The 22,198-nt window shown below is 39.1% G+C and carries 19 protein-coding genes; 13 read left to right on the forward strand and 6 right to left on the reverse strand.

From position 1 onward, the window contains the following. Positions 1-423 precede the first annotated feature (423 nt). The 12 genes from KO530_RS08840 to galU all read left to right on the forward strand — a co-directional run bounded on the left by KO530_RS08840 (position 424) and on the right by galU (position 15,079). Positions 424-2,361, forward strand: a complete 1,938-nt coding sequence (locus KO530_RS08840; RefSeq protein ID WP_216048060.1) for a LicD family protein — start codon at positions 424-426, stop codon at positions 2,359-2,361. 25 nt (positions 2,362-2,386) lie between these two features. Then, positions 2,387-3,673, forward strand: a complete 1,287-nt coding sequence (locus KO530_RS08845; protein WP_216048061.1) for a discoidin domain-containing protein — start codon at positions 2,387-2,389, stop codon at positions 3,671-3,673. Positions 3,674-3,688: 15 nt separating this feature from the next. Then, a complete protein-coding gene (locus tag KO530_RS08850) occupies positions 3,689-4,087 on the forward strand; it encodes an adenylyltransferase/cytidyltransferase family protein (RefSeq protein ID WP_216048062.1) in 399 nt (132 codons plus the stop codon). A 29-nt stretch (positions 4,088-4,116) separates the two neighbouring features. After that, positions 4,117-5,172: a hypothetical protein gene (locus KO530_RS08855; protein ID WP_216048063.1), complete on the forward strand. Its 1,056-nt coding sequence runs from the start codon at positions 4,117-4,119 to the stop codon at positions 5,170-5,172. 113 nt (positions 5,173-5,285) lie between these two features. Beyond that, positions 5,286-6,440, forward strand: a complete 1,155-nt coding sequence (locus KO530_RS08860) for a polysaccharide pyruvyl transferase family protein (protein ID WP_216048064.1) — start codon at positions 5,286-5,288, stop codon at positions 6,438-6,440. A 160-nt stretch (positions 6,441-6,600) separates the two neighbouring features. After that, positions 6,601-7,719, forward strand: a complete 1,119-nt coding sequence (locus KO530_RS08865; RefSeq protein WP_216048065.1) for a hypothetical protein — start codon at positions 6,601-6,603, stop codon at positions 7,717-7,719. Positions 7,720-7,845: 126 nt separating this feature from the next. Continuing rightward, positions 7,846-9,522, forward strand: a complete 1,677-nt coding sequence (locus KO530_RS08870) for a glycosyltransferase family 2 protein (protein ID WP_252729063.1) — start codon at positions 7,846-7,848, stop codon at positions 9,520-9,522. A 15-nt stretch (positions 9,523-9,537) separates the two neighbouring features. Beyond that, a complete protein-coding gene (locus KO530_RS08875; RefSeq protein ID WP_216048067.1) occupies positions 9,538-10,776 on the forward strand; it encodes a glycosyltransferase 61 family protein in 1,239 nt (412 codons plus the stop codon). Positions 10,777-10,913: 137 nt separating this feature from the next. Beyond that, the gene (locus KO530_RS08880; RefSeq protein WP_216048068.1) at positions 10,914-11,810 is read left to right on the forward strand and encodes a glycosyltransferase; all 897 of its coding nucleotides are present in this window, start codon (positions 10,914-10,916) and stop codon (positions 11,808-11,810) included. After that, positions 11,807-12,673 (forward strand): glycosyltransferase family 2 protein, encoded by an 867-nt coding sequence (locus tag KO530_RS08885; protein WP_216048069.1) that lies wholly within the window; start codon positions 11,807-11,809, stop codon positions 12,671-12,673. The genes KO530_RS08880 and KO530_RS08885 overlap by 4 nt, the downstream gene beginning before the upstream one ends. A gap of 170 nt (positions 12,674-12,843) precedes the next feature. Beyond that, on the forward strand, positions 12,844-14,184 hold the full coding sequence (locus KO530_RS08890; RefSeq protein WP_216048070.1) for a UDP-glucose dehydrogenase family protein: 1,341 nt from the start codon (positions 12,844-12,846) through the stop codon (positions 14,182-14,184). 1 nt (position 14,185) lies between these two features. Then, positions 14,186-15,079: a UTP--glucose-1-phosphate uridylyltransferase GalU gene (gene galU / locus KO530_RS08895; RefSeq protein WP_216048071.1), complete on the forward strand. Its 894-nt coding sequence runs from the start codon at positions 14,186-14,188 to the stop codon at positions 15,077-15,079. 44 nt (positions 15,080-15,123) lie between these two features. Here the strand turns inward: galU and KO530_RS08900 are convergent, their stop codons facing one another. The 6 genes from KO530_RS08900 to queF all read right to left on the reverse strand — a co-directional run bounded on the left by KO530_RS08900 (position 15,124) and on the right by queF (position 21,199). Continuing rightward, a complete protein-coding gene (locus KO530_RS08900) occupies positions 15,124-15,447 on the reverse strand; it encodes a ComEA family DNA-binding protein (RefSeq protein WP_216048072.1) in 324 nt (107 codons plus the stop codon). Positions 15,448-15,608: 161 nt separating this feature from the next. Then, a complete protein-coding gene (locus KO530_RS08905; protein ID WP_216048073.1) occupies positions 15,609-16,616 on the reverse strand; it encodes an isocitrate dehydrogenase in 1,008 nt (335 codons plus the stop codon). 144 nt (positions 16,617-16,760) lie between these two features. Continuing rightward, positions 16,761-18,473 (reverse strand): hypothetical protein, encoded by a 1,713-nt coding sequence (locus KO530_RS08910; protein ID WP_216048074.1) that lies wholly within the window; start codon positions 18,471-18,473, stop codon positions 16,761-16,763. 34 nt (positions 18,474-18,507) lie between these two features. Further along, entirely contained in the window at positions 18,508-18,882 is a 375-nt protein-coding gene (locus KO530_RS08915; RefSeq protein WP_216048075.1) for a DUF3192 domain-containing protein, read from the reverse strand. 88 nt (positions 18,883-18,970) lie between these two features. Continuing rightward, positions 18,971-20,326, reverse strand: a complete 1,356-nt coding sequence (ppnN, locus tag KO530_RS08920; RefSeq protein WP_216048076.1) for a nucleotide 5'-monophosphate nucleosidase PpnN — start codon at positions 20,324-20,326, stop codon at positions 18,971-18,973. 21 nt (positions 20,327-20,347) lie between these two features. Further along, positions 20,348-21,199: an NADPH-dependent 7-cyano-7-deazaguanine reductase QueF gene (gene queF / locus KO530_RS08925; protein WP_216048077.1), complete on the reverse strand. Its 852-nt coding sequence runs from the start codon at positions 21,197-21,199 to the stop codon at positions 20,348-20,350. A 164-nt stretch (positions 21,200-21,363) separates the two neighbouring features. Between queF and syd the strand changes: the two genes are divergently transcribed. Further along, complete coding sequence (gene syd / locus KO530_RS08930; protein ID WP_216048078.1) at positions 21,364-21,906, forward strand: SecY-interacting protein; 543 nt, start codon at positions 21,364-21,366, stop codon at positions 21,904-21,906. Positions 21,907-22,198: the final 292 nt, after the last annotated feature.

A 22,198-nucleotide genomic window follows, 5' to 3' on the forward strand; every position in this document is an offset into this window, starting at 1 on the left:
ATTGTATGAGGGGCTGGCTCATTTGGAACGGAGCAGGCACTACAAATAAGTAAAAAGGCTAAATATCACGCAGTCATGGGACCTTTGACGAGAAGCTTAGTCATGAACCAAGGTGGGGAATGTCCAGCAATTTATAGAGATCCAGCTATGCTTTCCCCTTAAGCGTATAACCCATCGGTAAAAGTTAAGTGTGAAATTGGCTTAATTCCAGCATTCCTAAAGGATAAGAGTTTAAATTTTTTCATTACTTTTTATTGGTTGATAAAATTCGACATGCACAACCATACAATTTTCGGGTATTTACACACAATTTAAATACTAAGTTGCATATAAATGTTGCATATTTATGGCAGTTATATGACATTTCGGTATACTAGCCCGTTTTTAAAATAAGTGTAAATTTCATCCCCAATGATAAGCAGATTGAAAAAAGGACTTTCTAGGCGTATTCGATTAGGTCGAGATAAGTTCAAAGCTCAAAAAAATTCAAAATTAATGTCTTTTTCGGATCTCTATTCCGTTAAACAGAGCAAAGATGCCTTATTGCTAAAAAGTGGCCTTCCAGGCCTTGTTTATGGTCCATTTAGAAATGTTGCGGCCCATAGGTTTCATGTAGAGATGCCAGTTAAAGCTGTTCGACTATCATTAATTGCGGAGTATAACGAAGTTCTAAACTTTAACCATATAGCTATTTGGGCCAGGGATGACAACAATAAGCTGTATAAGGTTACTAGCGATTATGAATGCCAAATGAGTAGTGTCTCTAAGGTGCTCCCCGATCCAACTCAGGCAATGTTAGGGGATGGTGCTAATTCGGTTTCTGTTCATTCTAAACGAGAGATTAAACCATGGTGGATAGTTAAATTCGATAAAGTTCATCATGTGGCTTTCATTGAGTTTTACAATCGTAAAGACAAGTGGGGTGTTCGGTCTAAAAGTATGCTGCTCTCTTGTCTAAATGAAAAAGATAAAATAGTTTTTCAGGCAGGTAATGTCATTAAGAAAGGCGCTAAGCAGGCGTTTTACGATTGGGGATTGCCATTACTGGAAAAATGTACGGATTTTCTTAATTCGAAAGGTTTAAAAAATCAAGCAACTGAAATCGAGCAAAAGTTTGTTGAATATTTAACGGATAACACTATTGACGCCGAGAAGCGCGGGTCATTGTTAACTTGTTTACAAAAGTGTCAAACCTTAATCGAAAGTGACACGCCTGATTTACCTAACGAACTTGATAAAGCGTTAGTTGTCACTGTACCTGCAGATGCGAAGTACCTTAGGGTAATAGGATACCGACGCAAGCTAATGCGTCCTGTAACCCTAAAAGTTAGACTTGACGGTAGCACTTCCACTTTATTAGAAGAACATGATCCTGATTTTATGGAAGCGCATTTTCAAAATAATAAGTGTATTTGGACGCTTCAGCATCCACACATATTTAATATTCCTGTTGAATCGAAAGGGGATATTAAAAAAGTAGAACTATGGTGTGATGATTTTTATAGTGGAGACGCATTTGTTCAGCGTCAAATTCAAGTATCTGCGGATAATAAAACCTGGCAATCCATTGAATCTACGTTTGAACGTTTTGCAGCAAGACTTGCATTACTAACGGCTCAAGAGTGGCTGTTAGGTGAAACTTGGGACCATGTGTTTGTTGAACAATTAGGGCATTTTTTGGCAACTTATCGTATGAGTCAGGCTCGTACAGTGAAGCCTCTTTTAAGAGCCAATAGAGATTTGTTGCCGTCGTTTTACGAGGGCGTTGAGCGGGGGGGAAGCAGCGCTAGTTTTTTGCCACCGGTAATTTACACTCGTCATGGATTAACTATACCTTTTGAACACATCGATTCTGCGTTTTTGGCGGATAGGATGAAACGCTTCACGAACTTCTTAGATGAAAATCTCAACCTACAAGCTTTTCCGTGCTACGGAACTTTGCTAGGTATTCATCGAGATGGAGACTTTCTTCCCCATGATGATGATATTGATTTGGCAGTTATAGTTGATTTACCCGCCGATACTGATTATCTAGATGCTACTAAGCAATGGGCAGAAACTTTGCGACAGTTGGGAGTGCCATGTCGCCCACCCACACCGACTAGTTTAAACTTGCATTGTTATTTCGAAGACTTCGATATGGATTTGTTTATGATTTATCGAATCCCTGACAAGCCAAATCTTGTATGGACACACATGGAAGGTTACCAAACTCGGGAAGTGAAACGCAGTTTATTGGAGCCCATTTCTACATTGGAGTTTTGTGGTCATGAATTTTACGCACCAGCTAAGATAGAAGCGTTTCTTGAGGATCGCTATGGCAAAGGGTGGGTAACTCCGGATCCTACATTTGAGTTGTAGATCCGTAATTTAAAGCAGGAAACATATGTTTTTTAGAAAAAAAGCAACGTCATCTGATACACCAGTTGAGGATGAACAAAAGATTCTTAACGAGGTGAGTAGTTATTTAGCTAACAATCCGCTTAGAGAATTTAAAGGGGTTAAGAGTAACGATCCACTTGTTATTGAGACCAGCAACAAAGCGCGTTTCATTCGCTTAAGCTTGCAGGTTGAGTCTTCATTTCACCTAGATGCAATAGAAATCTTTAATCAAGCTGGCCGAAACGTAGCACCAAATAAAAATACAATCATTAGTTCTACTTACAATGATGAAGAAAAATATAATGGCCAAGGTGCTATAAATGGCAAAAAGAATGGTGGCGCTGGATTTCATACCAAACGTGAACACAATCCTTGGTTAGTAATAGACTTAGGTTCAATCCGCAATTTAGCTAAAATCGTTGTCTATAACAGGGAAGGAGAATTTTTTACTCGAGCTTTGAGCTTGAAAGTGGAAACGTCAAGAGATCTAAGACATTGGCACTTAGTTCATGATAACTGGGGTTTTATAAAAACCTATAAAGACGGTAGTTTGTCAGAATTTGAGCAAGCACTACTCCATGCCGGAATATTGAACCCAGGCCCTCCGGCAGCGTATTTGAAAAAACTAAAAAACCTAGAACAAGATGAAAAAGCCTTATCTTTTCATAGACTAATTAATCAGTTAGTAAAAAGTAAAGGGGTTGCTTTTGGACCTCATGGTTTTATGAAGACCTTTGATTTAAAAACGGATGCGGAAAAAAACAAAGTTTTTCGCGAGCTTTCAATACTACTAAAGTGGTTAAATGAAGAGTTTGGCGTACCGGCTTTTGTGTCTTCTGGGACGCTTTTAGGTTTAGTGCGTGATGGCAAATTAATTGGTCACGATGATGATGTCGATATTTGTTATATTAGTAAAGAACAGGGCGAGCAGGCTATACTTGAAGAAAGAAAAAGGCTTGTTGCATTTTTAACGGAAAAAGGTTGCAGACTTTCCCCTTCTGGTATTGCACATTATTGGTGTACCACGCCAGGCGGATTAAACTTAGATATCTTTACAGGGTTCACCGAAGAAGGTAAGTGCAGCATGAATCCAATAGGAAGAAAAGAAGTTCCTATTGACGCCGTATTGCCTTTGAGTAAACAAAGTATTAACGGCAATATTTTGTATTTTCCACAGAACCCTGAACCCTTATTAGTGTTAAACTACGGTGATAACTGGCGTAACCCAGATCCACTTTGGACGTTTAATTGGGGCAAAGCGAAACAAGATTTTGCGTTTCTTTATTTTTAATTGATTAGAGAATTAATGAGAACAGTAATAACTTTTGGTACTTTTGATGTGTTTCATGTTGGGCACATTAATCTTCTTCAACGCGCTTCTATGCATGGAGATTGTTTAATCGTTGGTGTGTCTACAGATAAACTTAACTTTTCGAAGAAAGGAAGAAATCCTGTATATAACCAAAACGATAGAATGAAGATTATCAACAGTCTTCGCTATGTAAACCTGTGCTTTCCCGAAGAGTCTCTTGAGAAGAAAGCTGAATATATTCAGTATTATAAAGCCGATGTTTTGGTGATGGGGGATGACTGGGAAGGAAAGTTTGATCATTTGAAAGACATTTGTGAAGTGGTCTATTTACCTAGGACGCCATCTATATCCACCACCGAAATCATTGAAGTTATTAGTTCAAGCGCTGAATAGCCATTGGTTTTTTGAGTCAGTTATCATTAATGAATAAGACAATACTTATCCATATTGGCCCGCCCAAAAGCGGCACCTCGGCTGTGCAAAAAGCTCTCAGTAATAATCGCGATCTATTATTACAACATGGGGTAGATTATCCAGAGCATGAAATTGGCCCTAATGGCATAAGTTCTGGAAACCTAACGTCTATTCTTGATTTGGACCAAGATGGTAAATGGAACGTTAGTCGAAGTAAGGTTTCTGACCTTTTAGAGCGATTTAAATTGTCGGAAGCTCACACCCTTTTACTTAGTTCCGAGTATTTTTTTTATTTAACTAATGAAATTGCAGAGCTTATTCCAAATGCGAAATTAATTGCTTATATTCGCTGCCCTTTGGAAACCTTTGAATCGTCGTATAATCAGTCTGTCAAAAGGCATATGCGCACAACACCAGTAGAATTTGGCAAAAACCTTCATCTGACTACTTTAAACTTATTGACAGAGGCCGTTGAAAAACTTGGAAGAAAGCGATTTATATTACGTGCTTATTTGTCTAGCCGTGACTACGATTTGATTGAGGATTTTTGCTCAGCTGTTAATCTGCCCTCTCTAAAATCGTCGAAAAGCAATACCAATAGTTCATATACATTTGATGCGTTGGAGTTCAAGAGGTGGCTTAATCAATTCAACTTAGAAGAAATTGATGGGGCAATCGACCAAGCTTTACAAGCCTACGATGGAGGGGATAAGCAATTTTCTCTTTTACCTGAATCGCTATTTAACCGTTATCAAAAACAATCTCTGGATAATACAAGAGACTTCGTTCATCAATACAAGGTCGTAAATGGTAAAGCGCTTATTTCTTTTTTAAAAAATCGCCAATCTAAGCCATATCATGAACAAAATATAAGTCGGTGCAATGTTAAAGAAATATGTCAGTATTTTATTGAGCATCACCCCCAGGTGTTTGATGACATTTGTGAACGACTAAAGCACCATTCAAGTTCAGATATTCAACATGTTGAAATTATTACACTTTTACTTGAACAGCAGAAATTAAAATCGTCGTTTTTAAGACGGTTAGTTTCATTATTTGGCTAAATAGTCAGGCTGTCTGATGTCTGTTAGTAATTTAAATGTCATATTTTTGTAATTTAAAGTTCATCTAATCTACTTACTCTCTCAACTATTCTCAAAATAACAGTTGTCTGAGTATGAAACATAAAAAAGTGGCCTTTATTGGACGTCCCGGCTTTATTGAAAATAGTTTTAATAAACCAGTAGAAAGTCTATTTAAAGAAGTGGGGTTAAATACCGGCAATCTGGCATTTTGGTATGCAATGAGTCAACATATCGCTGATCCTAAAGATTATTTCGGATGGTCTTTCGACCCTAAAAAAGTTAAGAATGACTACGATGTGCTGGTTTTTCCTGCTGCAAATCAACTCAATCCTGATTGGGATATGGGGGGGTTAGCTGATTTAATTGATAAAGCCGATACGCCTCTACTAATTTGTGGTTTAGGGGCTCAAGCTTCAGATATGAGCAAAAAGTTAAGTTTTAATGCTGGAACCAAGCGCTTTTTAAAAGTGATATCTGAGCGTGCGGTTAAAATAGGCGTAAGAGGCGACTATACCGCTCAGGTGTTAAACGAAAACAATGTTACTAATGTTGAAGTATTAGGCTGTCCGTCAAATTTCACTAACCCTTCGAAAACACTGGGGCAGGATATATCACAAAAGTTTTCAACAATGACTGATGTTGAAAAATTAGTGCTTAATATAGATATTACCCAAAAACTTGCTGAAAAAGTTCGCGTCATGTTTAATTGGACGATGGGGCGCAATACTGAAATTGTTAACCAAGCGCCCCTCGATCTTTTGAAACTTTCCCACAGAGACACTAAACATATCGATACGCAATTGACTAGACGAGTACATAACCTTTTAGCACCCTCAGTTTCGCTTTCCTACTTCAAAAAAATAGTGAGTAATCAGTTTGTATCCTACTTTGATGTAAATGAATGGATGTATCAGCTGCATCAATTTGATCTATCGATTGGAACTAGGCTTCACGGAAATATGCTTGCGTTACAAGCCGGCACGCCTAGTGTATTTATGCCCCACGATTCTAGGACGCAAGAATTAGCAGATATCATGGCTTTGCCTACCTATTCACTTGACAAAGTCACGCGTGCGACTACTTTAGAAACGGTTATTGAGAATGTAAATTTTGATGGTGCTTTGTATGACAAATCTAGACATAAGCTAAGTTTAAAATATAAAAAACTGATCAATGATACTGGTCTAAATGCAAGTGAAGGACTTAAAGCCTTAAGTAAAGGAAAAGAAAAATCATGGCTCGGCTAATTCACGTGAATTTAAATTAACCTATAATCGTTCTCTACTTTTTTTCCCTCCCATTACAAGCTAAAATGCCGCATCTCGCGGTTTCGCCTCTGTATCAAGTATTTTGCTATAGATTAAAAGCTCTGAGCATAACTCTCTTTTCCAAATGTTTTATGCTTGAATGAGTCATTATCAGGATGTTGAATTGATAAAAAACGTTTACATACATGTTGGTCCCCCTAAAACGGGTACTTCAGCAGTTCAAAAGTGGCTGAATAGTAATCAAGATTTTTTAAAAGAAAACGGAATTTTTTACCCTTCTCACAATGTTGATTCTAATGGCGTTAGCTCCGGAAACGTCAGGTCTATCTATGACATTAACGCAAATAAACAATTAAGTTTAAACACCGATAACCTTTCTAAATTGTTGGATGGATTCTACAAAAGTGATTTTACAACTTTGCTTTTATCATCAGAATTCTTTTTCAGAAGAATGGAGGAGCTTAAACGGGCGATTCCAGATGCGAACTTTATTGCATACATAAGAAACCCCATGGAAATTAAGGAGTCGACGTATAACCAATCTGTTAAACGACACTTTCAAGTTCAAACAATAAATGTCGATAGAAGCAAACGCCTGCCTTACATGGATAGGTTTGTTGAATTTATTACACAGTTTAAAGCTGATGATTTATATTTGCGGGTATATGGTGATAAATATTTCAAAAATGGCAACATTGTTTCAGATTTGCTTTCAGTGTTAGGGGTAGATGTGAGAGCTACATTACCCATGGTGAATAGTTCTTATCAGTTTGAAGCATTGGAATTTAAAAGATGGTTTAACCAGTTTGAACTGCACGATTATCAAGTGTTAGTAGACCGAGCACTGCAGGGCTATACAGGGGGAACAAGCCATTACTCCCTTATTCCATCCACAAAATATGTTGAAGATAGTATTTATTATTCCTCTATTATTGAAAATTTCGCGCGAGATTTAAATGCAAGTTGTCTACAGGCATTAGTTGCAGACATGAAATCACCTGTACCGAAACCGTTTTTTAAGCAAGGGTTAAATAAAACGGATTTCTTAGCAGTATGCGATTATTTGCAAAATCAACTGAAAGTTGATTATTACTTACTGGTTAAACAAATACAGAACTCGAAAGCATCTGAGGACAGAACTTTTCAATTGCTATTTATTAACTCATGCGCTTCAAAATACAAATATATGCATCGAGTTTATCAATTGCGTTTTCGGATTAAAAAAGCAATAAATGCATTAAAAAGCATAATCAAATAGTGTCTATCACTTATTGATTACAATTAATTTATAAGAAGAATGTTATTGAATAATAAACCGCGAAAGCACCTAATGCGTGTAATTAAATTTTTTGTAGGACTATTTCCTGCTCAAGTTAGAAAGAGCATGCGAAAAAACATTTGGCTGTTTAATCTTTATAGTAAAAGTTTGCAAAAATCTGGCTTGTTTTATGGTTTTCCTTCACCCCAAAAACTACAAAAACTTTATGTGAAAACGATAAAAAAGCAAAACGCTGAAATAGCTAAAAAACTCGAAAATTGTGATCATAATATTCAAGTTAATTGTTTGGTGGTATTAACCGGTAAATATAAATCCGATAAAAGTACAATTGAAGCGCTATTAAACTTTACAGGTATTCGTCGGGTATATGTTACAGGGCGTCAAAAGTCAGTAGGACAAGTGGCTGATGAGCTAAATCTGTCATCTGGAAATAGCATTTTCGATTTAACCCAATTAGTTGATAATGAACGTTCAATACCACTTTTTATATTGTCTGGCGGAGACCTTGTTCACTCCCAAGCTATTACGCTGATGCATAGCTATTTAGCTGACCCTCAAGAAAACAAAATTGTTTACTGCGATGTGGATTATTATGATAAATCGAACGTGCGTCATTCTGCCGAGTTTTATCCAGATTGGAATCCGGATCTACAGTTAGCTACTGGTTATATAAAAACGGGGGTAATGATAAGTGGTGTTGATGTCGTTAATAGGTTTTGTCACTTCGCGAATAAAAACACATCAACTTCGCTGTTGGCAATTTGGTTGGCTGACAACTATCTGAGAAACTTCTCTATACCTATCGTTCATATTCCATTTAGTTTGGTGCACAAGAGTGTCAAAAATCAAGACAATTGGGAAAAGCAGTTATCAAGTTTAAACTATCCTAAATTCACTTCTAACAATAGTGATAGTAGCGAGGTTGCACAAGTTAAGTGGGATATTTCAGACGGGCCATTGGTTTCCCTTATTATTCCCACTAAAAATGCCAAAGAATTGGTAAAAAACTGTATTGATTCGATTATTTCTAAAACAAGTTACGCTAACTACGAAATTTTGTTGGTGGATAATAATTCAGATGATGCAGATTCATTAGCTTACTTTGAGCAGTTAAATGAAAATGAAGCAAAAGTGCGAGTGTTAAAATATCCCTTTGATTTTAACTATTCCGCGATTAACAATTTTGCAGTAAACCACGCAAACGGAAGTGTGGTTGGCTTAGTCAACAATGATATTGAAGTTATTTCAGCCGACTGGCTTGATTTCATGGTCGGTCATGTCATACGAGAAGATATCGGTTGTGTTGGCGCTAAATTACTTTATCCCGATAATCGTATTCAACATGCCGGAGTAGTGATGGGATACGGGGGCGGTGCAGGTCATGCTCACAAGTATTTTCCTCGTTATCACCCAGGATATTTGAATCGCTTAATTGCATCTCATAATTTTAGCGCAGTGACCGCAGCTTGTTTATTGGTTAAAAAGTCAGATTATTTAGCTGTAAATGGTTTAAATGAAACCGATTTAACTGTCGCTTTTAATGATGTGGATTTTTGTTTGCGGGTTTTGCAGTTAGGTCGAAGAAATCTCTATTGTGCAGAAGCCGTACTTTATCATCATGAGTCTATATCTCGAGGACTTGATGATACTGCACAAAAAAGAGCTCGATTTGAAAGTGAACTGACGTATTTACAAGAAACCTGGCACACTTATATTGTGCATGATCCTGCGTACAACTCAAATTTAACGCTCAAGCGTGAAAATTTTTCAATTAAAGAATAAACAAAGAAAGCCAAATTGAGTAAAGAAAAGGTCTTACCAACAGATATCGCTCCCTCAGCAAGATTCTGTGTGTTAGAAAATGCACAGGTTATTCCCATGAGTCCAGGCAGTAGTCCAGGAAAGGTGAATGGCGGTATTTTGCATCCCAATAAACCGGATTTTGCAGGACAATTTAGAGGAAAGACCGTCTTTCAGAATAGCCAAGAACTTGATCTAGCCACAAACGACGTTTTTCTTGCAAAATGTGACGTGAAAAGCCGCAAAAATAACGGGAAATATCTGTATTTGGGACCTGTGTTCAACAATTTTGGGCATTTTTTGGCGGAGTGCACTCATCGGGCTTGGGGATATGAGTATGTTACACAGGGACTTGGAGAGCCTATTAAGCAAGTTATTGTTCTTCCACAGACGCCGGCTAAGTTTCCTTGGTTGCGGCAATTCAAATTTAAATTACCGTCAATCTTTTTACAAACTCTTGATTATTTGGGGATTCCTGAGAGAAAAATAAAGTATCTGTTTAGTCCATCGACATATGAAAAAATAGTCGTGCCTGAGCAAGCGAGTTTTTTCCGTTCTCAAAAGTCAGTGGGAAGCGCATATTTACAGTTTCTTAATCGCTGTGAACGTCGTAATAATATACTTGGGACAAGGACACAATTTGAAAAAGTCTATGTAAGTCGGATTCATTTTAAATTTCGTGGAGCCTATGCAGCTGAGAGTTACATAGAAAATTATTTTGCAAGCCAAGGTTACCAGATATTCTATCCCCAAGATCATTCACTGCTTGAGCAGCTTGAAATATACAAAAGTGCAAAGGAGATTATATTTGCTGAAGGCGGAGGGTTGCATATATTAGAGTTGTTAAGCGAGCTTAAAGCAAAGATTTATGTGCTCGGACGCCGTCCAATGTGTGATGCTGTGTTTACTTCCATTCTGCGTCCGCGGGTAAAGTCTTTTAAATTTTTCACTCAGGTTACAACGTTACCATCATTATTTATTCCTAAAAAAAGCAATCGAGCGGCCCATGGTTCCGCCATTAGCATGTTAGACCCTCAGTCTTTAGTTGAGTTTCTAACTGCGCAAATAGGGCTTGATACGTCATCATTTTGTCTAAATGATTTTATTCAGATAGCTAAACAAGATATAGAATTGTATCGGACTCATTACCAAAGCCTGCAAACGGAAAATCAACAAGTAAAGCTAAACGCGATGGCATCTTTTGATAAGCAGCTCAAAAAACTACTTGTTGAATAGTATTTCATTAGCTCAGAATTGTTCAATTGAGCTGCTGTCGTTAGAAACTCTGATGTAATGCTCGTTATTTTTGATATACTGCGCGGTCAACGATATATCCCGTAGTTAATATCACCCGAAATAGGCTGTAATCTCATTTGAAAAATCAATTTACCCCAATAACTCGAATTAATTTGGTCGAGCCGATTGATTCTGTCGTCGGCATGGGTGTTTACATTGATGATCACTTAAATTGGGTAAAGCAATCGATTGAGAGTGTTCTTTGTCAAAGTTACCAAGGGTTTCTGCTGGTAATCGTGTTAGACGGTGAAGTTAAAAAAGATGTTTTTAGTTATCTCAAACAACTAAGCACTACGCGGAATAATATCCTGTTAATTGATTCTTCGGTGAATGTTGGTTTAAGTAGTTGTATGAACTACGTCATCGATTGGACATTAAATAATATGCCATCTGCAGAGTTCTTTTTCAGAATGGATGCTGATGACATTTCCCTTTCGGATCGTTTTGAAAAACAAATCAAATTTCTGAAGACGCATCAAAAAACGCAAGTATTGGGCACTTCTTTGGTTGAAATAAACGAGAATGGGAAAAAAGTGGGTAAGCGAAAGCTGCCTAAAAAACACGGTGATATTTTTCGAATTTTACCGAAACGTTGTGCAATCAATCATCCGACTGTCGTCGTTAGAATGGAAGTTTTCCAACAAGGTTATCGTTACCGTGAAGACTTGCAAAACACCCAAGATTATTTTTTGTGGGCTGAGCTTTGTGCTGCGGGCTACAAATTTGCTAACCTTCCGGAGCCACTGCTTGAGTTTAGACGAGTCAATGACTTCTATAAACGTCGCGGCTTGAGCAAATCAATCAATGAATTTAAAGCACGTTTTTACGCTATGAAAGTGTTAAAGCGTTATAGTATTGGCAATATTGTTTACGCTTTTGCGGTACTCTTTTTACGTCTAATGCCTTCCAAAATTGTTAAATTAGCGTATAAGATAGACCGCTACCTTTTGAATAAGCGGGTTAGACACGAGTGATAGGCGCTACCGTCATTTTATACAAACCAGATATGGGTATTACCCAGGATCTACTTGAGACAGTTTTGCAACAAGTGGATGTGGTTTCGATTGTGGATAATTCTCCTGTTGCCACTGAACTGCTGTTTGATAAATCCAATATGCATTACCATCATTTCCCCAATAATATAGGTATTGCTGCAGCTCACAATGTGGGCTTGCGCGACTTACGCTCTTCGGGGTGTGAATTCGGGATGTTGTTAGACCAAGATAGCACCATAGACGACGACTTTGCATTTAGGTTGTCATCGCTGCTGGTGGCATCTAAGGTCGAAAATCGTCCAGTGGTGGCCATTGGGCCGCGCATTATCTGCTCATTTTCTGAAAAGACCGTTAAACCCAGAGTGCAACGTGAAGTCTTAGTGTACGATGAGATCGTGTGCGTAACCCAAATTATTTCCTCAGGAATGATGATCGACTTATCTAAACTCGATGCCATTGGTTACAAAGATGAGACGTTGTTTATTGATGGTGTTGATCACGAATGGTGCTGGCGCGCGAAGCAACAAAATTTAATGGTAGCCATTGCAGATAAGGTTGAGATGATTCACCGCTTAGGTGATTCTCGTAGCAAATTTGCAGGCATTACTTACAAAGTGGGTAGTCCTATTCGACTTTACTATCAGTTTCGCAATGTGCTGCTTTTAACGAGACGTGGGTATGTGCCTCGATATTGGAAAATGCGCAATATTTGTGTGTTACCCATTCGATTTTTTGCCAACAGTTTATTACAAGACCGTAAATTAGAACGCATTAAGTTTATGTTGTGTGGTTTGTGGGACGGTTTATGCAAAAAGAACGGGGCTTTTTCAGACAACTGGTAAACCAGGTGTTATCTATTTACTCTCTAGTCTTGTTTTCAACCTGTATTTTTCATTTCTGAAGTTATACACTATCCACCATTTGTGATATCACTCACAAAATACTCATTTGAATTATTTGCATGAAAATTGCTCACAAAAATACAGCTAAATAATTAAAGGAACTAAAGATAATGAAAGTAACCGTTTTTGGTATTGGTTATGTGGGGTTAGTGCAAGCAGCTGTATTGGCAGAAGTCGGTCACCAAGTTGTTTGTGTTGATGTGGACCAAAACAAAGTGGACAACTTGGAAAAAGGAATAATTCCTATTTTTGAACCAGGTTTGACACCTTTAGTTAAGTCTAACTTTGAGGCTGGGCGAGTTAAATTTACCACTGATGCCAAAGCAGGGGTAGAGCATGGTGATGTGATTTTCATTGCCGTAGGTACGCCTCCTGATGAAGATGGCTCTGCAGATTTAAAATATGTGCTTGCGGTAGCGAAAACGATTTCCGAAGCTATGAATCAACATAAAATTGTGATTAACAAATCAACGGTTCCTGTTGGTACTGCGGATAAAGTGAAAGCTAAAATTGCTGAAGTCCAAGAGGCTCTTGGCAAATCAATTCCCTTCGATGTAGTTTCAAACCCAGAATTTTTAAAAGAGGGCGCTGCAGTCAATGATTGTATGCGACCGGACCGTATCATTATCGGTACTGACAGTGATGGTGCAGAAAAAAAGCTAAGAGAGCTTTATGCACCATTTAATCGCAACCATGACAAGATTATTGTGATGGATATTCGTAGTGCTGAATTGACCAAATATGCTGCTAACTGCATGTTGGCTACTAAAATCAGCTTTATGAATGAAATGGCTAATTTAGCCGAGGTGTTTGGTGCTGACATTGAAAATGTGCGACTGGGCATAGGTTCTGATCCACGAATTGGCTATCAGTTTATTTATCCTGGTTGTGGTTATGGAGGTTCGTGTTTCCCCAAAGATGTGCAAGCGCTCGCTCGTAGTGCAAGTGAAGCTGGTTATACTGCAAAGATTCTTGAGTCGGTTGAAGCCGTTAATTACAAACAAAAAGAAAAGTTATTCGAATATATCTGTCGTCATTTCAACAATGATTTGAAAGGCAAAACTGTCGCCATTTGGGGGTTGTCGTTCAAACCCAATACAGATGATATGCGCGAAGCGTCTAGTCGTGTTTTGATGGAAAATCTATGGGAAGCTGGCGCAAAGGTACAAGCCTACGACCCTGAAGCGATGGAAGAGACACAGCGTATTTACGGCGTACGTGATGATTTGAGTTTAACAGGTACCAAAGAAGCCGCACTTAAAGGTGCTGATTTCTTGGTTATTTGTACAGAGTGGCAGGCGTTTAGAGCACCTGATTTTGAGTTAATAAAACAGTCGTTATCTGAGCCATTATTATTTGATGGACGAAATTTATTTGAACCTTCGTTAATGCAGGAATACGGATTGCATTACTACGCCATAGGTCGTGGATTATCAATAAAGGAACGTTAATATGAGTCAGGTTAAAAAAGCAGTCATTCCAGTTGCAGGACTGGGGACGAGGATGTTACCAGCAACAAAAGCTATTCCAAAGGAAATGTTGCCAGTAGTCGATAAACCACTGATTCAGTACGTGGTTGGGGAATGTGTTGCCGCAGGTTTGAAAGAAATTATATTAGTAACTCATGCGAGTAAAAACAGTATCGAAAACCATTTCGATACCAGTTTCGAATTGGAAGCCACATTAGAAAAACGTGTTAAACGCCAATTGCTCGAAGCGGTGCAAGCTATCTGCCCTAAAGATGTAACCATTATGCATGTGCGTCAAGGTGTAGCGAAAGGCTTGGGCCACGCTATTCTATGTGCCCGTCCAATGATAGGCGACAACCCCTTTGCTGTTGTCTTACCTGATGTCATCATTGATGATGCCGCATGTAATCCCAAGAAAGATAACTTGGCTGATATGGTGGCTACTTTTAATACCAGTCAGGTAAGTCAAATCATGGTGGAAGCGGTGCCTGATGATCAGGTTCATAAATACGGTGTGGTTGATTTAGCTGGAAAAGAGCTAGGTGAAGGTGAGTCAGCTAAAATCCATAAGATGGTAGAAAAGCCACCTTTGGAAGAAGCACCCTCTAATTTAGCCGTTGTAGGTCGTTATGTTCTATCTGAAAGTATTTGGGATGAGCTTGAAAAAACTCAACCAGGCGCTGGTGATGAAATTCAACTCACTGATGCCATTGATACCATGATGGAAAAAGAACAGGTTGATGCATATTACATGACCGGTAAAAGCCATGATTGTGGAAGTAAGTTAGGTTATATGAAAGCCAATATCGAATACGGCCTACGCCACGAAGAAATTAAAGATGAGTTTCTTGAGTTTTTGAAAGCAACAATCAAATAAGCTAATAAGAATATGAAAATGGCGCCAATTTGGCGCCATTTTTTTTATTTCACCGAAATAGATGTTTTCAATTTCTCTAACATTCGATTCCCAATGCCTTTAACGTTGGTGATATCTTCCACACGCTTGAAGCTGCCATTGGCTTTTCTATAAGCGACTATGTCTTGCGCTTTTTTTGAACCAATACCAGGTAAGGCTTCTAAATCGTCGGCTGTTGCTGTATTTAAATTGATAGGTGTTGACTGAGTTTGTAACTGAGTCTTCGCAGTTTCAACTTTTTGATTTAAACTTTTCGCTTGAATGGTTAGTGGGCTGCTTGCTAAAAAGACTGCACAAGCAACTACTAAAGTAGGTAAGAACTTTTTCATATAGATTCTCCGTGTTCATTTTTAATCCGTTAGTGCTTAATTTGCACGATTTAAAATTAGTCCGGCTTTGAATACATGTAAAGTCTAGTTTTTATATGAATGAGGATAGGCGAAAAAAAGCTGGAAAAGTTCCAGCTTTCAAATTCACCATAAATAAGTGTTTAAAGTCTATCTAATACCGCTTGAGTAAAGTCTGTGGTGCCGTGCTCGCCACCAAGATCTCGTGTTGTGCGATCACCAGATTCAATAACATCTTTTAATGCATTACGGATTTTTTCAGCTTTATCACCCATCTGTAAATATTCAAGCATTTGTACTGAGGCAAGAATAACAGAGGTTGGATTCGCTAGGTTTTTACCTGCAATATCTGGTGCTGAGCCATGTACCGCTTCAAAAATGGCACAGTCTGAACCTATGTTTGCACCTGGTGCCATACCTAAACCGCCCACGAGGCCTGCACACAGGTCGGATAGAATATCACCAAACAAGTTGGTGGTTACCATGACATCAAATTGATGTGGGTTCATAACCAATTGCATACATGCATTGTCAACGATCATCTCTGTTGACTCGATATCGGGATATTTATCGGCTATTTCTCTGGCTACTTTTAAAAACAAACCTGATGTTGATTTTAAAATATTCGCTTTGTGTACTGCAGTAACTTTTTTACGTCCTTCGCGGCGAGCTAACTCGTAAGCGAATGTGATAATACGTTCTGCGCCTTTGCGCGTAATGATACTCTTTGCTTCGGCTTCTGTGCCGTCGTCTGAAACCACTTGCCCTAAGCCTGAGTACATTCCTTCAGTATTTTCTCTGACGGTAATGATATCAATGTCTTCGTAACGTGCTTTGGTACCTTTAAAAGACAAAACTGGACGAACGTTTGCGTACATCTGGAACTTTTTACGCAAGCTAACGTTAATAGAAGTAAAGCCTTCTCCCACTGGCGTTGTCAGTGGACCTTTTAACGCAACTTTGTTCTTTTCAATAAGATCTAAAGTCTCTTGCGGTAACAGTTCGCCGTGATTCTCCAGCGCCATTAAACCTGCATCGGCAAAATCATACGCAAAGTCGCAGCCAACTTTTTCTAATATCTGTAGGGCAGAATCGACGATATCAGGTCCGATACCATCGCCTTTGATAACGGTAATACGTTGTTGTGTCATGATGAATTCCTATTTTACACTTTGAGGGCTGGGTATTTAACCGGCGTCTAGACTGAAATTTAGGGGCGGATTTATACCATTTTTTCAGTTGATTTTCCACGTATTACCGCCATTTCACCGTTATTCCAGCAGATTTTTTGAATTTTAAGGTAAAGCGCAGTAACTGTGACTTTGTGGTAGTGAGTTAGCTAACAATTCACTAACTTTTTGTTCATTTAATTTTAAAAACCTTAAGCTGTTAGTATAAAAACGTTGCGATACATCATTTAATTGGTGTTCGGAAAAATACAGTCGTCTGGCTAATAGAACACTTAAACCTAGTGTTACTGTCAATGTGTTAAGAATCGGATTTTTCGACAGTTCATCGGAATCCTGACTATTTGCCATTATTGCATCACTGTAAGAAGTGGGTTGTTGCCAAGCTTGGCATAACTTTAGGCTGTGATTGCGTAACGTTTCGGGATTACGAAAATCGAATAAATAGCTAATGTCTTGTTGGCGCTCTTGGCGCCGAGTCCATTGAGTACGGGTTTTTAGTGCTGGTTGGGTGAATAAGCCACTGCAGGCAAAACACAACAATGTTGATGCTTCCTCTGGAGATACATGTTTATTTTGTGCGCTGAGGTTGGCTGCAATTTGACTGGCTAATCGAATAAATTGCGTAAAGTTTTGTTGCAAGGGGAAATGACTTTGATTCAATCTCAATAACAAAGCTTGTTGAATAAGCATTGAATTTGCTTTCACGTAACCGTGCATCATTAAACCATGCTTTACCTGTTGCACTGGTAGCTTATTTCTATTCGAAATTGTCGCTGTTTGTTTTAGGTAATCAGCAAAGGCGGGCTCGGAACTAATTTGCAATGCTAATTTGTCGATATCCACTGAACCGCTATTAAGGTGCTTTTGAACTTCCAGCAGTAATGTAGGCGGTTTGTCTAATGGAAAGTTATCTTCTATTGGGTTGATACAATCGCTTTTTTCAATTTGCCAATTGATATCCCACCATCGCTGAATTTGACTAAAGCCAGTTACTGTTTGTGTCGCTGATACCCGTTGAATATTGTCGTTAAATACGCGCTTCAATTGGGCTTTCTCATCTCCTTTTGAATTAATCACAATTACCAGTACTTTATCTTCAGATACACTCAACACAACCGCAGGCTGCTGTTGATCAAGCTTTACTAGCGTGCCGGGACAAATCAGCGTTGGATATTGGAGCAATCCATTTAAGCTATTTAAGTAACTCTCTGGACAGGTTTGAGTCAGTTTTCGGATTGCACTGGAGAAATGGACCGGCTTTTTTACCTCACTGGGAGTAACTTGCGTCGCAAGTTGATGGGCCAACAAAATAACCTGTTGGTTTTTAGTCAGATCTTTTGGCCAACTCCGGTTATTTTCAAATTTAGAAAAAAGGTATTTGTAGACTTGATACCCATCCATCCAAGTTTGTAGATTGGCTCTGTTAAGAATTTGCAATAGTCGAACGCTTTTCCGGTGGTGGGAAGGGCGTTGGTTTTGTTGATAAAACCCTTGTAGATCTTCCTGACGTTCACAATAAAGAGTGAGTATGCAACTCAATAATTGTTGGCAGCATAAGTCGTTGATGCGTGCTCGGTTACAAATGAGTGCACAATAGACTAGGGTGTTAAACGTTAGATTATTTAAAAAACCACTTCTAGATTTGTACAGAAGCGGTTGGGCGACAAAAACATCAGGCGAGAGTTTAAATGCAGATAAAAAGTATTCAGAAACTTTGACAATGCGTTTAATTTGCTCAGGTCCAACGGGGTTTTGTCGCACTTCTTCAAGTACCGTGGAAACCTGCCCGAATGCTTTTAACAAGCTCTGCGTTGGCATTAATTAACAAACACTAACAAATGCATAAAAGCCACTAGAGTTTTAAGTAACTTTGATACGTGCCTTCGCCCCAGGCAATTAACTTTTCATCTTCAAACAAAAGTGGGGTACATTCGTCTTGGGTGGTTATGCCATCCGATTGGTTCCAAGTCGTGCGGTAAAACATGACCTGTAATTGGGTATCTCCAACCAGTTTGGCTTCACTAATGTCTGGTGGCCCTAATAATTCGACGATCCCTGATCTAAGGTCGCCTATTTTAATTTTGGTCAACTGTACCTTATTGTACTCCTGACGATCTTCCCATCCCATACTGGATGTATCATCTGGATTAAACAATATCAGCATTACAACTAGCGATACGTAGATAAATACGCCAATTCCGATACGTTGTATTACTTTACTATTCATAAATTTTTCTCAAACTCAATTATCCTCATTTTAATCAAAATGCCGGGATGAATAAAGGCCACTAAACGTGAAAAACGGATGGCTTAACTTAGGTTATTACTTGGTAACACGGGCTATATTCACTGCCGGGTAACTTCATTCGTTGCTGTTTTACAAATGATTGCAATAGGGTGTCTAGCATACTCATTAATTTAGGATCGCCGTTAATTTTAAACGGACCATGTTGTCTTATTTGTTTAATCCCTTCTGATTTCACATTTCCCGCCACAATTCCTGAAAATGCTTTGCGCAGTGCGGCAGCAAGTTCGGCTTTGGGTTGAGAAAAATGCAAATTCAGTTCTTGCATGCTTTGATGAGTCGGCTCGAAGGGTTTTTGAAATTCCGGTTCAATTTTTAATAGCCAATTAAACAAATATGAATCACCAGTATTGCGTCTGTGTGCACGTACTTCTAATTGTTTGCTTTTTATTTTTTGCGCGACCTTCACGGCATCATCAACAATAATTTCATATAGAGCTTGTGCTTCTGGTCCCAAGGTGGCACCCACAAACTTGTCGATTGATTCAAAGTAGTCTTTACAATGGGCAGGTCCAGTTAGAATGATTGGGACAATTTGCTCTCGATTATCTTCATTTAGAAGCACACCGAGCAGATATAACAATTCTTCTGCTGTCCCTACGCCGCCAGGGAAAATCACAATAGCGTGGGCAACACGCACAAATGCTTCCAGACGTTTTTCAATATCAGGCATGATAACCAGTTCGTTGACGATAGCATTGGGCGGCTCTGCGGCAATAATAGATGGCTCTGTCATACCTAAGTAACGGCCGGTTTTGTAGCGTTGTTTGGCGTGTCCAATTGCGGCGCCTTTCATCGGGCCTTTCATCGCCCCTGGACCACAGCCGGTGCAAATATTCATTTCTCGAAGGCCAAGCTGGTATCCCACTTCTTTGGTGTATTTGTACTCGACTTCGCCAATTGAATGACCGCCCCAGCACACAACCATATTAGGATCGCTGCCCACTTTAATGACTTCTGCGTGGCGTAACATGTCAAACACTAAATCGGTTAAATCTCGCGATTGGGATTCATGAACTTCATCAAGCTTATATTTCACTCCCATGTGCAGAATATCTCTGAGCACGGCAAATAAATGTTCATGAACACCTTTAATTAATTGTCCGTCCACGAATGCCACTGCTGGAGGATTGACTAATTCAATTTTTACTCCGCGTTCGCGCCTGATTAGGTTGACTTCAAAGTTCTCGTAGGGTGAAAAAAGTTGCTCGGAATTGTCTTCTTCTACACCTGAATTCAATACAGCTAAACAACAGTTTCTAAAAAGTCTATACAGATCACTGTTTACCGATTGTTTGAGTCTATCTACTTCGTACTGTGACAGTTGGCTTAGGGGCCCAACTGGGTTTAATTGTATTGAAAGCATAGATTGTCCTATTTTAATTTCTTACTGACGCGCTTGTCTTGAAATGCTGTAAGCCGATTCGAAGTCACTTCTAAAAGGATTAATGTCGAGCCCACCACGACGAGTGTATCGCGCATAAACTGTCAATTTAGATGGTTCGCAAAAGTGTTTAATATCGCGAAAAATTCGTTCTACACATTGTTCATGAAACTCATTATGCATGCGAAATGAGATGAGGTAACGCAGAAGTGATTCTTGGTCTATTTGTGCACCAGTGTAACGTATCATGATACTTCCCCAATCGGGTTGATTGGTGATCAAACAATTGGATTTTAGTAAGTTACTGTACAAGGTTTCACTAACTTGCTTAGCGGTTACCTTCAATGCCGAGGCATCTAATTGATAATCGGTAAACTCTAAATCTTGGTCATCAATATTTTGGCCAGCCATTTCTTGGATTTTCTGGGCTGCGAAATCCTTGGGTAAAATCACTTTTATCTGAACCGGTTTTCCAGCGCAGTTTGACAAATCAGACTGCAAAGTTTGAGTTAACTGTTCAACTGACTCAACTTTAGATTGGTTGAAACTGTTTAGATATAATTTGAAGCTTTTTGATTCAATTAGATTTGGCGAGTCACAAGGAACGATACATTGCATGATTGCGACTTGGGGTTTACCTCGCAGATTAAGCCATGAAAGCTCATAACCGTTCCAGATATCTTCGCCGCTAAATGGCAGTTTATCGGTTAAACCAATTGCTTGCCGGCTTAGACTGCGCGGAACTGCCTGAAGTAAATCGGGGGAATAGGTTTGCACATATTCTACTGTCTTACCTAATGTAAGCTTTTCTAGTGCCGGAGACGAATTACGTATCTCATCGGTTTTATTTGTCATTTAGCCTTCTCGTTATACAATACTTCTGCAGTATACCTTAAGTGTTGATTTATCTTAGGTATCTGTACTTTTGACCGGTTTTGTTTGCGTATTATCGCAGATAATTGGTATTCACCTTGATTGTTTCAAGTCATCTTAAATTTAAATATAAGGAAGTGTAGTCTGTGAGCATTGATTCGGCACTACAAAATTTTGTTTCTGAATATGTCGATTGTCATCAACGCAATCAGCACCCGTTAGTTATTCAGTATGATGAAAATTGGCCATCAAAATGCTATCAACAAACCGGTGAGCAAGATGAATGGGTTCCTTGGATACCCGTCAAACAAACAAGTCAAAAGCACTTCGAGCACTTTGAGCAAGCCCTTGAAATTAAGATGGATGAACAACTTAAGGAGTACTATACCTGCTTTTGGAGTGATAATCTAAATGCTAAAACGGCACGGGGAAACTTGCAATTGTTGATGCCGTGGAACGACGAAGATTTTGAGCGATTACAGCAAAATTTAGTTGCCCATGTATTGATGAAAAGACGTTTAGGTCAACAAGATACATTGTTCTTTGCCGTTACCGACGAAGATGATTTTATTGTCAGTGTACACAATGAGTCTGGGCGAGTAATGTTAGAGCAGATAGGGTTAGAGCCCCAAGAAACCTTAGCGGACTCATTAATCGAATTCATCCAGCAGTTATCACCACGCCTGTAGCATGGCCTTCAGGCCATGGAATAAATCAAATCTCCCGCGGGGTTAAAGCCACCGCCTACAGGCCATGGGATAAACCAATCCACAGCCGGTGTAGCATGGCCTACAGGCCATGGAATAATACCGTTTCAACGCTGTTGTAGCATGGTCTTCAGGCCATGGAATAATACCGTTCCAACGCGGGGTTGAAACACCCGCCTACAGGCCATGGGATAAACCAATCCATCGCCGTTGTAGCATGGCCTTCAGGCCATGGAATAAACCAATCCACCGCCGTTGTAGCATGGCCTTCAGG

The sequence above is a fragment of the Aliiglaciecola lipolytica genome, from assembly GCF_018860635.1.
Taxonomy (GTDB): Bacteria; Pseudomonadota; Gammaproteobacteria; order Enterobacterales; family Alteromonadaceae; genus Aliiglaciecola; species Aliiglaciecola lipolytica_A.